This window comes from Aeromicrobium sp. (assembly GCF_023146395.1).
Classification (GTDB): Bacteria; Actinomycetota; Actinomycetes; order Propionibacteriales; family Nocardioidaceae; genus Aeromicrobium.
Genome location: NZ_JAGLCD010000001.1, coordinates 67,000 through 80,266, shown reverse-complemented (window position 1 = coordinate 80,266; position 13,267 = coordinate 67,000). Strand labels below are relative to the sequence as shown.

Annotated in this window: 11 protein-coding genes; 3 read left to right on the top strand and 8 right to left on the bottom strand. The window is 72.4% G+C overall.

Translation table 11 applies throughout. The features are described 5' to 3' along the window. Positions 1-142 precede the first annotated feature (142 nt). Positions 143-757, top strand: coding sequence for a hypothetical protein (locus tag KAG51_RS00400; RefSeq protein ID WP_290579483.1), 615 nt, complete (start codon positions 143-145; stop codon positions 755-757). A gap of 14 nt (positions 758-771) precedes the next feature. Continuing rightward, on the top strand, positions 772-2,157 hold the full coding sequence (locus KAG51_RS00395; protein ID WP_290579481.1) for a class II fumarate hydratase: 1,386 nt from the start codon (positions 772-774) through the stop codon (positions 2,155-2,157). 174 nt (positions 2,158-2,331) lie between these two features. Here KAG51_RS00395 and KAG51_RS00390 read toward each other — a convergent pair whose 3' ends face one another. From KAG51_RS00390 to KAG51_RS00360, 7 genes are all read right to left on the bottom strand, one after another. After that, positions 2,332-3,645: a DUF2079 domain-containing protein gene (locus KAG51_RS00390; RefSeq protein WP_290579479.1), complete on the bottom strand. Its 1,314-nt coding sequence runs from the start codon at positions 3,643-3,645 to the stop codon at positions 2,332-2,334. Beyond that, positions 3,642-4,799, bottom strand: a complete 1,158-nt coding sequence (locus KAG51_RS00385) for an ABC transporter ATP-binding protein (protein WP_290579477.1) — start codon at positions 4,797-4,799, stop codon at positions 3,642-3,644. The genes KAG51_RS00390 and KAG51_RS00385 overlap by 4 nt, the downstream gene beginning before the upstream one ends. Continuing rightward, positions 4,796-5,779, bottom strand: a complete 984-nt coding sequence (locus KAG51_RS00380; protein WP_290579475.1) for an ABC transporter permease subunit — start codon at positions 5,777-5,779, stop codon at positions 4,796-4,798. Before KAG51_RS00380 ends, KAG51_RS00385 begins: the two co-directional genes overlap by 4 nt. Then, positions 5,776-6,633 carry a sugar ABC transporter permease gene (locus KAG51_RS00375; RefSeq protein ID WP_290579473.1) on the bottom strand — a complete coding sequence of 286 codons (858 nt, stop codon included), beginning with the start codon at positions 6,631-6,633 and terminating at the stop codon, positions 5,776-5,778. The genes KAG51_RS00380 and KAG51_RS00375 overlap by 4 nt, the downstream gene beginning before the upstream one ends. Further along, a complete protein-coding gene (locus KAG51_RS00370; RefSeq protein ID WP_290579471.1) occupies positions 6,630-7,871 on the bottom strand; it encodes an extracellular solute-binding protein in 1,242 nt (413 codons plus the stop codon). Before KAG51_RS00370 ends, KAG51_RS00375 begins: the two co-directional genes overlap by 4 nt. Before the next feature lie 72 nt (positions 7,872-7,943). After that, a complete protein-coding gene (locus tag KAG51_RS00365) occupies positions 7,944-9,251 on the bottom strand; it encodes a PhoH family protein (protein WP_290579469.1) in 1,308 nt (435 codons plus the stop codon). 417 nt (positions 9,252-9,668) lie between these two features. Next, a complete protein-coding gene (locus KAG51_RS00360; RefSeq protein ID WP_290579467.1) occupies positions 9,669-10,427 on the bottom strand; it encodes an isoprenyl transferase in 759 nt (252 codons plus the stop codon). Positions 10,428-10,445: 18 nt separating this feature from the next. Here KAG51_RS00360 and KAG51_RS00355 point away from each other — a divergent pair, with 18 nt between their 5' ends. Beyond that, complete coding sequence (locus tag KAG51_RS00355; RefSeq protein ID WP_290579465.1) at positions 10,446-11,144, top strand: hemolysin III family protein; 699 nt, start codon at positions 10,446-10,448, stop codon at positions 11,142-11,144. A 123-nt stretch (positions 11,145-11,267) separates the two neighbouring features. Here the strand turns inward: KAG51_RS00355 and KAG51_RS00350 are convergent, their stop codons facing one another. Next, a complete protein-coding gene (locus tag KAG51_RS00350; protein WP_290579463.1) occupies positions 11,268-13,259 on the bottom strand; it encodes a thioredoxin domain-containing protein in 1,992 nt (663 codons plus the stop codon). Positions 13,260-13,267 lie beyond the last annotated feature (8 nt).

Genomic DNA, 13,267 nt, shown 5'->3' with positions numbered 1-13,267 from the left:
CGCCGCGTGACCGGCGTCACACGTCGTGGCCAGAGTGTGTCCCACGCCACAGTCCACCCGCAAGCGAATCGCCCGATTCGCGCCAACTTTCTGAAAACACCCGTTGCCTGATGCATCCATCTGGTCCTCGTAGGCTGGAAACATGGGTCAGGTCGTGGTGCGCAGGCGGGCCGACGGAGCCACCGAGCTCCGCGTCAACGGCGTGTTCGTGATGGACGACGTCGAGACGAGCTCCGAGCGTCGCCTCGCCGAGCACGTCCTGGCGGCGGGTGCGCGCGAGGTCCTCGTGGGGGGCCTGGGCCTGGGCTACACCGCCCGCGCCCTGCTCGACGGAGGCGCCACGCGCGTCGTGGTGGCCGAGCTGCACGCCGAGGTCGCGCGGGCCGTCGAGGCCGGCGCCGGCGCCGGACCGATCGCCGACCCCCGGCTGGAGGTCGTGGTGGCTGACATCGCCGAGGTCGTGCAGGCCCAGCCCGCCGGGAGCCTCGACGCGATCTGCCTGGACGTCGACAACGGCCCGGACTTCCTGGTGCACGCCGGAAACGAGGCGATCTACGGCTCCGACTCGATCGCGCGGTGCACCGCGGCGCTGCGCCCGGGCGGCGTCCTCGCGGTGTGGTCGATGGCCGACTCCCCCCAGCTCCGCCGGGCCCTCGCGGAGCACCTCGACGACGTCGAGGCGATCGCGGTGCCGGTGCCGCTGCAGGGGCGCGACGAGACGTACTGGATCCTCTCGGGCGTCGCCGCGACGGCCTGAGTAGGGTGCGGCTCATGACTGAGTACCGCATCGAGCACGACACCATGGGCGAGGTCCGGGTCCCGGCCGACGCTCTCTGGCGAGCCCAGACGCAGCGCGCCGTCGAGAACTTCCCGATCTCCGGCACCCCCATCGAGTCCGCCCAGATCAAGGCCCTGGCCCAGATCAAGGCCGCCTGCGCCTCGGCCAACGCCGAGCTCGGCATCCTCGAGGCCGACCTCGCCGAGGCGATCGTCGCTGCGGCCGACGAGGTCGCCTCGGGCGTCCACGACGACCAGTTCCCGATCGACGTCTTCCAGACCGGCTCCGGCACGTCGAGCAACATGAACACCAACGAGGTCCTGGCGACCCTGGCGACGAGGTCGCTGGGGCGCGAGGTGCACCCGAACGACCACGTCAACGCCTCCCAGTCGAGCAACGACGTCTTCCCGACCTCGATCCACGTCGCCGCGACGGCCTCGGCCACGAACGAGCTCGTCCCGGCGCTGGACCACCTGGCGCAGAGCCTGGAGCGCAAGGCCACCGAGTTCGCCCAGGTCGTCAAGTCCGGCCGCACGCACCTGATGGACGCCACGCCGGTCACCCTCGGCCAGGAGTTCGCCGGCTACGCGGCCCAGATCCGCAAGGGCATCGGCCGCGTCGAGTCGGCCCTGCCGGCGGCGGCCGAGGTCCCGCTGGGCGGTACCGCCGTCGGCACCGGCATCAACACCCCGATCGGCTTCCCGCAGCGCGTCATCGAGCTGCTCGCCGAGCGCACCGGACTGCCCATCACCGAGGCGAGCGACCACTTCGAGGCACAGAGCGCGCGTGACGGGCTGGTCGAGCTCTCGGGCCAGCTCAGGACCATCGCGGTCAGCCTCACCAAGATCTGCAACGACCTGCGCTGGATGGGATCGGGTCCGCGCACGGGCCTGGGCGAGATCAACCTGCCCGACCTGCAGCCCGGCTCGAGCATCATGCCCGGCAAGGTCAACCCGGTGCTGCCCGAGGCCACGCTCATGGTCGCGGCCCAGGTCATCGGCAACGACGCGACGATCGCGACGGCCGGCGCCTCGGGCTCGTTCGAGCTCAACGTCATGCTGCCGGTCATCGGACGCAACATCCTGGAGTCGATCCGGCTGATCGGCAACGCCTCGCGCGTCCTGGCCGACCGCTGCATCGACGGCATCACGGCCAACGAGGAGCGCTGCCTCGAGCTCGCCGAGTCGAGCCCGTCGGTCGTCACGCCGCTCAACCGCCACATCGGCTACGAGAACGCGGCCAAGGTCGCCAAGATCGCCGTCAAGGAGCGCAAGACGATCCGCGAGGTCGTGCTCCAGGAGGGCTACGTCGAGCGCGGAGACCTCACCGAGGAGCAGCTCGACACCGCCCTCGACGTCATGAGCATGACCCACCCCTGACCGCAGGCCGCCCTCAGGCCGCGGGGACGCAATCTGAGGGCTTGTGGCGGCCCCGGAGGCAAGGACGAGGGGTTGCGGGTGCTGGAGCACCCTCAACCCCTCAGACTTCGTCGGCCGCGCCACCACAAACCCTCAGATTCGGTCCCCCCCTGCGGTGGGGCTCGCGGGGGGCGGTCACTCGCGCTTGGCCAGCACGATCCCCTCGTCGGAGTAGACCGTGGTCCACGGTCCGCCGTGCACGTTCTCGGCCCAGGTCGTCGGCTCGAGCGGCGAGCCGATCCCGACTCGGGTGTCGAACAGGACGTACTCGGGCGTGACCTCGCCGATCGTGCCGGTCCAGTAGGCCTGGTGGTCGGTCACGACGTGGCTGAGCAGGGCGATGTCGGTCTCGACCGAGGCGCCCGGCGGCAGCAGCGCGATCGCCTCCCGCGCGGCGGCGGCGCGCGGGGTGTCGCGGTACAGCTCGGGGCTCGCGAGCTCACGCAGCGGGGAGCCGACCAGGAGCAGCGCCGAGACGCCCACCCCGACCGGGACCAGCCACCGCAGTCGTGGCGCCCGGTCGATCGCCTCGACCGCCGCGCAGAACACGACCGGCATCAGCACGAGGGAGTAGTGCCACTCGATGCCCCAGTACGTCGGGACGTCGCCGGCAAAGCGCCACAGGAACGTCGGCACGACGACGAGCACCCAGCGCGACCACAGCGCGGCGAATCCCGTGATCGCGAAGGTCAGGACGAGTGCCCCCAGCTTGGTGCCCGGCTCGGCCAGCACCGTGTCGAGCAGCCCGGTCTCACCGCCGAGGTTGCCGGTGTACGCGTACGCTCCGGCGTCGTTGACGCCTGGCAGCACGACGAACACCGCCACGACGAAACCGACGAGTCCGGCCACCGCGGTCAGCACGCCCAGCCGCCGCTCCCCCACCCACCACAGCAGCGCACCGATGACCATGACCGTGATGCCGAGGTCCTCCTTGACGAGCACCAGCGGCACCGACCACGCCGCGACGGCGGTGTAGCGCCGCTCGACCCAGGCCGCGCCGGCCAGCGCCAGGAGTGGTGCGGCGAACGCGACCTCGTGGAACTCGGCGTCGATCGCCGACTGCACGCCGAACGACGTCGCGCACAGCACGCCGACCACGGCACCGAGCGGTGAGCCGAGCCGTCGCACCGCCAGCGCCGTCACGACGTACAGCGCCCAGGCCACGAGCACGACCTGGGTCAGCAGGAGCGTCCGCGGCCCCGGGAAGAGTCGGTACACCGGTGCGACGAGCGCCGTGACGGGCGAGAAGTGGTCACCCAGGATGTTGAACCCCGGGCCCTTGACGTCGACGACCGGGGCCGCGAGCCGGGAGTACCCCGCGATGGCCTGCTCGAAGATCGCCAGGTCCCACGACCGCACCTCGAAGCGTGCGTGATGCCGCAGCGCGAGCACCCCGTACGCCACGGCCGACACCGTGGCCACGGCCCCACCGACGAGCCTCGGCCTCACCGCGTCAGGTTCTCGCCCGTGTCGGGATCGAACAGCACGACGGCCTCGTGCGGCACGACGACGTGCAACGACTGACCGGCCCGGACCGGGACGTCGGTCGGCACCTGGGCGACGAGGAAGTTCTGGAAGAGGTCGAACTCGAACATCTCCTCGACCTCGTCGAGGACCTCCGAGAGCGCCGGGTCGAGGTCGAACCCGAGGAAGGCGTACTGCGACCGCGCCCGCCACTCGACGTCGTCGACCCGGGTCGTGAACTCGACGCCCCCGACGACGTCCACCGCGCCTCGGGTCGCGTCGAGGCAGTGCTCGGGCCGGATTCCCGCGATCACGACGGGTCGGTCACCGATCGCGCGCTCGAGGCGCTCGTCGACCAGGATCGTGGCGAGCGGGGTCACGAGCTGCTCACCGTCGCGGAAGGCGGGCAGCAGGTTCATCGGCGGCGAGCCGAGGTAGCCCGCCACGAACATGTCCGCGGGGTCCTCGTAGAGCTCCTGCGGCGAGCCCACCTGCCGGACGCGGCCCTGGTGGAGCACCGCCACCCGGCCGGCGAGGCTCAGGGCCTCGTCGACCGACGAGGTCGTGATGACCGAGGTGCGTCCCCGCTCGGTCTGCCAACCCAGGACGACCGATCGCAGGTGCGGCCGGACCCGTTCGGACTGGGCCGAGAAGGGGTCGTCGAAGAGCCACACGCTGGCGTCGCGCACGAGGCTGCGCCCGATCGCGACACGCTGCTGCTGGTCGGTGCCGAGGCGGTGCGGCCGGAGGTCGAGCACATCGCGCAGGGCGAGGTCGTCCACGACCTGCTCGACCCGCCCGGCGAGCTCGGCCCGGTCGTGCTTGCGGCGCAGCGTGGCGGCGAACGTCAGGTTGTCGAGCACGTCGCGCCGCGGATGGAGCGCATGGTCGGCGAAGACCATCGCGACGTCGCGGCGCCGCGGGGCGCGCCCGACGACGTCGACCTCGTCGATCAGGATCTCGCCCGCGTCGGGGGCCTGCAGGCCCACGATGGTGCGCAGCAGGGCCGTCCGGGAGGCCGCCGACGGGCCGATGACCGCGACCGACTCGCCGTCGGCCACGTCGAGGTCGACGCCGTCGAGAAGTGGCGGACCGGTGGGTCCGGCGACAGTGAGGCCGCGCAGCTGCAGGGAACTCATCGGTACGACCCTCCCAGAAGACGGGTGATGGTGCGGGGTGCCACGAGGGCGAGCAGCGCGACGGGCACGCCCCAGCACAGGCCCGCGGCCGCCACGACGGCCCCGCCCCCGGGGTCGCCGGCGCGGTCCAGCAGCATCGCGGGCAAGGTCGTGGCCTGCGGACCGGTGACCGAGGTCGCGAACGCCAGGTCCTGGGCCGTGACGACCACGGTGAGCGCGAGACCCACGAGCAGGGCCGGCCCGACCGTCGGCAGCAGCACGCGCACGAGCACGTCGCGACCCGAGGCCCCGTCGACCCGCGCCGCGTCGACCAGGCTCCACGGGGCCGCGCGGAGGGCCGCGGTGAAGACCCACGTCGCGAACGGCACCGCGATGGCCAGCTGGACGATCGTGACCCGGGCGAGCGGTGAGTCGACGGCCCCCACGCGCAGGACCAGGTCGCCGGCTCCGATCGCGAGCGCGACGGTGGGGAGCAGGACCGCGGTGATCGCCACGACCTGCACGAAGCGGCGGGGTCGCCAGCGCGAACGGGCCAGCAGCAGCGCGAGACCGAGCGCCGGCAGGGCCGCCACCAGGGTGGCCAGCCCCGCGGCCGAGGCCGAGAGCACCGCGGCCTCGCGCAGGGCGTCGTCGTCGCCGAGCTCGCCGAACCCGCTCCCGCTCCACGCCTCGGGCCACAGCGTCGTCGGGGTCGAGCCACCGCCCGTCGCGAGCGAGACCAGCCACAGCAGGGGCACCAGGGTGAAGACCAGGAAGGCCTCGGCACCGAGCACCGCCCACACCGAGACCCGCCGCGGCGAGTCCGCCACCAGGACGCCCCAGGCGCTCGTGAGCATCAGGACGCCGGCCACGACGACCCAGAGGACCTGGTCCGGGGGCGGGATCGTGAAGATCGCGAGATTCGCCAGGCCGAAGCCCAGCACGAAGGCGACGAGCGCCCCCGACAGCCGCGAGCGGACCGACGGGATCGTGGGCGTCATCGGGCCCGCACCAGACGTGCGACACCCAGCGCGAGGCCGGCGACGAGCAGGGCGAGCAGCACGAGCACGACCCCGGCGGCCGCAGCCGGGCCGGTGGCGAAGGTCGCGAAGGCGTTGTCGGCCACGACGGCCGACCCGGTCGTGCGGAACGAGCCGTCCTCGCGCACGAGCCACGGGCCGTCGAGCAGCCGCCACGAGTCCAGCAGCCGGAAGACCACGATCGCGACGAGCGCGGGGGTCAGCGCCGGCCAGACGACCCGGCGCCAGCGCTGCCAGGAGCTGGCGCCATCGGCCACCGCTGCGTCCAGGAGCGGCGCCGGCACCCGCAGGAGCCCGGCGTGCACCAGCACCACGACCAGGCCGGTCGTGCGCCAGAGCTCACCCAGCACGACGCCCGCCAGCGCCGCCGTCGCGCCGCTGCCGTCGATGTCGAACCAGGTCGCGAGGAAGCCGCCGTCGACCGCGGCGCGGCCCGCCTGGGCGCCGACGACCAGGCCGATCCCGGCCGGAACGAGTGCCAGAAACCGCAGGGGCCACCACAGCACCGAGAGGTGCCACAGCGCGACGCCGAACGCCAGGGCGAGCAGGAGCTGGGTGGCCACGAGCACGCCCGTGACCACGGCGGTCGTGGCGATCGCGGTCCACCAGTCGGACGACCCGAGCACCGCGGCGTAGTGGTCGGCGCCGACCCACGGGCCCGTCGAGGTCGGACCGGCGTCGTGGAGCGAGAGCCACACCAGCCACCCCAGCGGCACGAGCACGACGACGGCGAGCAGCACCAGGCCCGGGGTCGCGCGCGCCAGCTGGGCGCGGGTCGCGCGCCGGCGTCCGGCGACGAGCTCGAGCGTGCTCATGCGAGCCCGCCGTCGAGCAGGCGCCGCGCCTCGCGCGACGAGTCGACCGGCGTGTCCGGCCGGACGTCGGTGACGGGTTCCCAGGTCGCCTCGATCGCCGCCGTGAGGAGGTGCAGGTCGGGCGAGACCGGCTCCGCGATCCCCTCGGCGAGCGCCTCGACGACGACCTGGACGTCGTCGCCGAGGGCCTCGGCGACCTCGGTCGATCCCAGCACCTCGGTCAGGGTCGGCAGACGGCCCGTGCCCGCGACCAGCGTCGCCTGCGCGGGGGCGGCCGTGAGGCACGAGATCGCCTCGAGGGCGGTGTCCTCCTGGGCCGACCGGGTGAGCGCCAGGGCCGTGCCCGCCAACGGCGACCGCGACACCCCGGACGACGCCGACACCATCGGGTACGGCGCGATCTGCAGCTCCCCCAGCACCGGGGCGAGCTCGGGCGAGCGCCGCAGTGAGACGGGTCCGACCAGGAACGCGCCACCGGGTGCCGCGAACGACGCGGCAGCGTCCGGCGAGGGCCCGGACCCGACGACGGACGCGGCGTAGGTGCGAACGACGCTCCCCGCGGCCTCCCCCGCCTCGCCGCCGAGTGCCGCCACCAGATCGTCCAGGTCCAGCGCTGTCTCGCCGGTCGCACCGACCACCAGCGCACGGACCCAGTCGGTCGTGGAGCCGGCGACCTGGAGCGATCCGCCGATCAGCGCCGCTCCGGCGCTCAGCCGGTCCCAGGTCACGGGGGCGGTCATGTCCAGCCCGGCACGCTCGCCGCTCGAACCTCGATGGAACAGGACCTGCGGCTCGTAGGTCCACGGCGCCGCGACGACGTCGCCCTCGACCGTGACGGCGTCGACCGACGCCGCGGTGCGCCCCTGCGTGAGATCGTCGACCTCGCCATCCGACAGATCGGCGAGCAGGCCCGTGGCCGCGACCTCGGCGACGAGGGCGGTGTCGAGTCCGACCACGTCCAGGTCGTCGCCCGTCCTGAGGCGCTGCAGGAGGTCGACGCGCCGTTCGCTCGGGTCGAGGGGCGCCTCGACGAGCTCGAGGCGGTAGTCGCCGCCGGAGTCGTCACTGCAGGTGCGGGCGAGTGCCGCGTACCGGCTCGCCTCCGCGACGTACCAGTGCACGGTCGCGGGTTCGCCAGGACCGGCGTCGCGCGCCCCGGAGCCGCACGCCGCCAGGCTCCCCCAGATGAGCGCGCCCGCCGTCATGGCGGCGACGTGCCCCCTCCCTCGGCTGGTCACGGGCACCACTGTGGCACACGACACGGCCCGTCGAGACTGCATGGACGGGCCGTGTCGTGCGGGCACGCAGGGTCAGAGCGTGACGTCCTCGAGCATCTCCGTCACCAGCGCGGCGACCGGCGAGCGCTCGGACCTGGTCAGCGTGACGTGGGCGAACAACGGGTGCCCCTTGAGCTTCTCGACCACCGCGACGACGCCGTCGTGGCGTCCGACGCGCAGGTTGTCGCGCTGGGCGACGTCGTGGGTGAGGACGACCTTCGAGTTGGCCCCGATCCGCGAGAGCACCGTCAGCAGCACGTTGCGCTCCAGGGACTGCGCCTCGTCGACGATGACGAACGAGTCGTGGAGCGAGCGCCCCCGGATGTGGGTCAGCGGCAGGACCTCGAGCATCCCGCGATCGAGGATCTCCTCGATCACGGCGGGCGACGTGACGGCACCGAGCGTGTCGTAGACGGCCTGCCCCCAGGGCCCCATCTTCTCGGACTCGCTGCCCGGGAGGTAGCCGAGCTCCTGCCCGCCGACGGCGTACAACGGGCGGAAGATCACGACCTTCTGGTGGAGTCCGCGCTCCAAGGTCGCCTCGAGCCCCGCACACAGCGCCATCGCCGACTTGCCGGTGCCGGCGCGGCCCCCGAGCGAGACGATGCCGATCTCCGGATCGAGCAGCAGGTCGAGGGCGATGCGCTGCTCGGCCGACCGTCCGTGGATCCCGAAGGCCTCGCGGTCGCCGCGGACGAGCTGCACGCTCTTGTCGGGCAGGACGCGTCCGAGTCCGCTGCCCTTGTCGCTGAGGAGGACGAGTCCGGTGTGGCACGGCAGCTCGGCCGCCTCGGCGAGCTCGAGCGAGCCGGTGTCGTACAGCGTGTCGAGATCCGCGGCGTCGACCTCGAGCTCGCGCATGCCGGTCCAGCCCGACTCCAGGGCCAGCTCGGCGCGGTACTCCTCGGCCGCGAGTCCGACGGCCGAGGCCTTGACCCGCATCGGCAGGTCCTTCGAGACCAGCGTGACCGTGCGTCCCTCGTCGGCGAGGTTCTTGGCGACGCTGAGGATGCGGGTGTCGTTGTCGCCGAGTCGGAACCCGGCCGGCAGGGAGGAGGCGTCGATGTGGTTGAGCTCGACCCGGAGCGTGCCGCCCTCGTCGCCGATCGGCAGAGGCGCGTCGAGGGTGCCGTGCATGACCCGCAGGTCGTCGAGGTACCGCAGTGCCGACCGGGCGAAGTAGCCCAGCTCCGGGTGGTGCCGCTTGGCCTCGAGCTCGGTGATGACGACGACGGGCACGACGACCTCGTGCTCGTGGAACCGCGTCAGGGCTCCCGGGTCCGCCAGCAGCACGCTCGTGTCGATGACGTACGTGCGTCGCAAGCTCTCGTGGTCAGCCATGGCTGTACTCCCTACCGAGCCCGCGCGCGCCCTGCGCCGGCCCTAGTCGTCGGTGCGAGTGGGGCGGTCAGGCTCAGGGGCGAGCGTCAACACCCTTGCAAGTTACGCCCGCGCCCGCGCCCGGGAGCGCCGACACGCTGAGGCGCGTGTTTCGCCCCGGTGAACACTTGCGGGCGCCCAGCACGGCCCCGCAGCCGACCGCCGCTCGTCGTGGCGGACAAGCAGGCACGGACGAGGGAGCGGGGTGGGCGGTCTCAGCTTCACCTCGCACGGGACATGGTGACTTCCCACGGGACATGTGCCGTGGGAAGTCACTGCCAGCCGTGCCCGGTTCAACGGGTGGCGAACCCGACACCCGTCCAGGTCCATGCCGCTTGTCGGGGACCTCACCGGAGCCGCACCGACTCCGAACGAGCGCTACGCCCCGAAGCGACGCTCCCGGTTGGCGTAGGAGCGCACCGCCCGCAACAGGTCGACCCGGCGCAGGGCCGGCCACAGCACGTCGGTGAAGTAGAACTCCGAGTGCACGCTCTGCCAGAGCAGGAAGCCGGAGAGCCGTTGCTCCCCCGACGTGCGGATCACGAGATCGGGATCGGGCTGCCCTTTCGTGTAGAGGTGCTCGGCGATGTCGTCGACCACGAGGGTGCTCGCGACCTCCTCGAGCGATCGGCCCTTGGACGACTCCTCCAGCAGCAGCGAGCGCATCGCGTCGGTGAGCTCCTGGCGGCCGCCGTACCCGACGCAGATGTTGACCTGCAGCTCGGTGCCGGTGCTGGACTCGGTGGCCCGCTTGAGCCGGGCCGCCGACTCGGCGGGCAGCAGGTCGAGGCTGCCGATCAGGCGCAGGTTCCAGCGGCCGTCCGCGGCGAGCCGGTCGACGAGGTCCTCCACGGCCCGCAGGATGCTGCGCACCTCGTCCTCGGACCGTTGGAGGTTGTCGGTCGACAGCACCCAGAACGTGACGATGCGCACGCCGAGCTCGTGGCACCAGCCCAGGAACTCGTCGATCTTCGCCGCGCCCGCGTGGTAGCCGCTCTCGAGATCTTGCCCGGCATCCTTGGCCCAGCGCCGGTTGCCATCGACGATCGCCCCGATGTGGTGCGGGGTGCGCTCGGGGTCGAGTCGCCGCGCGAGGCGGCGCTCGTACGTCCCGTACGCCAGGGAGCTCAGACCCATGGGGGCTAATCTAACGCCATGCCGGAGACCAGCTCGATCACCGACGAGCCCGTCCTCGGTCGTTTCCCGTCGTCGCTGGAGGAGATCAAGCCGCGACTCCGCGGCTGGCTGCACGCCGCGGTCGCGCCGCTGGCGTTCGTCTCGTTCCTCGTCATGATGGTCATCGCCGACGATGTCGTGGTGCGCGCCGGGGCCGCGGTCTTCATGGTGTCGGCCCTGCTGCTGTTCAGCTGCAGCGCGATCTATCACACGCGCACGTGGAACGAAGAGGCACGGATCGTCTGGAAGCGCATCGACCACGCCAACATCTTCCTGCTGATCGCGGGCTCGTACACGCCGTTCTCGCTGCTGCTGCTCAGCACCGAGCACGCCATCATCATGCTCAGCATCGTGTGGGGTGGCGCGCTGCTCGGCGTCGCGTTCCGGGTGTTCTGGGTCGGCGCGCCGCGCTGGATCTACGTCCCGCTCTACGTGGCCCTGGGCTGGGCCGCAGTCCTGTACTGGAACGAGTTCGTCGACGCGGCGCCGACCGCCGTGATCGTGCTGATGGTCGTCGGCGGTGGCCTGTACACCCTCGGGGCCGTCGTCTACGGCTTCAAGTGGCCCAATCCGTGGCCGCGCTGGTTCGGCTTCCACGAGGTCTTCCACACCCTCACGATCGCCGCCTTCGTCGTGCACTACGTCGGCATCAGCCTGCTCGCCTACAACCAGCGCTGACCCACCCCACCCACCCCCGTACCGCTCGCGAGAGAGTTTGTTGGTGGTCACGAGCGAGTTTGTTGGCCAGTCGCGCCAACAAAGTCTCTCCTCGCCACCAACAAAGTCGCTCGCGAGCGGCAATCAGGTGAGGGTGGGGAGGGCGTCGGGGTCGGTGACCGGGGCCTGGCAGACGAAGCCGCGGCACACGTAGGCGGTCGGGAGGTCGTCGCGGACCGTGCGGGAGGCGAACAGGGGAATCTCAAGGCCGGGTTCTCCACCGATGACGACGGCGCCGGGCGAGGTGAGCGACCACGCGGCGCGCAGCATCTCCTCGCGCTCGCCGGCCGCGCCCACGACGGCGACCTCGACCGGTCCCGCGTGCATCGCTTCGGCCACCGACAGCGCCTGCCCGCCGAAGCGTGGCGCGGCGTGGGCCGTGGGGGCAGCCGACTCGACGGCTCGCTCGGCCGCGGAACGCCACCGGGCGTCGCCCGTGACGGCGGCAGCGGCCAGCAGCGCGCCGGCCGCCGCGCTGACCCCGGAGGGATAGGCGTTGTCGGCGACGTCGCGCGGCGCCAGGACGAGCCCGTCACCGGGCGCATCGACGAAGCCGCCTTCAGGATCGGCGAAGTCCGAGACGACCCGCTCCAGCAGCGCGAGCGCCCGACCGAGCCAGACCGCGTCGCCGGTGACCCCGAGCACCGCCAGGAACGCCTCAGCCACCGCCGCGTGGTCCTCCAGGACCCCCGCGTTGCGGCTGGCGACCCCGTCGCGCGAGGTCCGCACGAGACGACCGCCCGCGAGGTGAACCCGCACGAGCAGCTCGGCGGCCTCGACCGCGGCGGCCGTCAGTGCAGGGTCCTTCAGCAGGACGCCGGCCTCGACCAGCGCCGTGATCGTCCACCCGTTCCACGAGGCCACGACCTTGTCGTCGCGGGCCGGCCGCGCGCGTCGGTCCCGGGCCTCGAGCAACGCCGCGCGCACGCGGTCCCACCGCTCGGGATCATCGGGATCCTCCCGCAGCTGCATCGTCGAGAAGCCGCGTTCGAACGTGCCGGGGCCGGTGACACCCAGCAGGCCCACGGCCCAGGCACCGTCCTTCGCCCCCAGCAGGCGCATCAGGTCGTTCGGGGTCCAGACGTAGTACGTGCCCTCGTGGACCTCGCCCCGCCCATCGGCGCTGTCGGCGTCGAGCGCGGAGGCGAACCCGCCCTCGTCGGTGCGGAGCTCGCGCAGCAGGAAAGCCGCGGTCTCGCGGGCCACGCGTTCGGCCAGCACCGACCCCGTGGCCCGCCACCAGTGCAGGTACACGCGCAGCAGCAGGGCGTTGTCGTAGAGCATCTTCTCGAAGTGCGGCACGCGCCAGTGGCGGTCGACGCTGTACCGCGCGAACCCTCCAGCGAGCTGGTCGTACAGTCCGCCGCGCGCCATCGCGGTGCAGGTCGCCTCGACCATCTCGAGGGACTCGGGCGAGCCGGTGCGGTCGTGGTGGCGCAGCAGGAACTCCAGCACCATCGACGGCGGGAACTTGGGCGCAGTGCCGAATCCGGCGGCCTCGTCGTCGTACGTGCCGGCGAGCGTCGCCGCGGCCTCGTCGAGGTCGTCGGTGGTCAGCAGATCGCCCACGGGGTCGCGGGCGTCCCGCAGGTGCGCCACGACGTCGCGGCCCACCGTGAGCACCTCGTCGCGCCGCTCGCGCCACGCCTCGGCCAGGGCTTGCAGGACCTGGGTGAACGCGGGGCTGCCAGCCGTGGCCTCGGGCGGGAAGTAGGTGCCGGCGAAGAACGGCTCACCCTCGGGGGTGAGCACACACGTCATGGGCCAGCCGCCCTGGCCCGTCATGGCCTGGGTCGCCCGCATGTAGACCGCGTCGACGTCAGGGCGCTCCTCGCGGTCGACCTTGATGTTGACGAAGTGCGCGTTCATGAAGTCGGCCGTGGCGGGGTCCTCGAAGGACTCGTGCGCCATGACGTGACACCAGTGGCACGCCGCGTAGCCGACGCTCAGCAGCACCGGCCGGTCGAGCTCGCGCGCGACGGCGAACGCCTCCTCGCCCCACTCCCACCAGTCGACCGGGTTGCCGGCGTGCTGCTGGAGATACGGGGACTGGGCGGCGGCGAGCCGGTTGACCATGCCCGGGG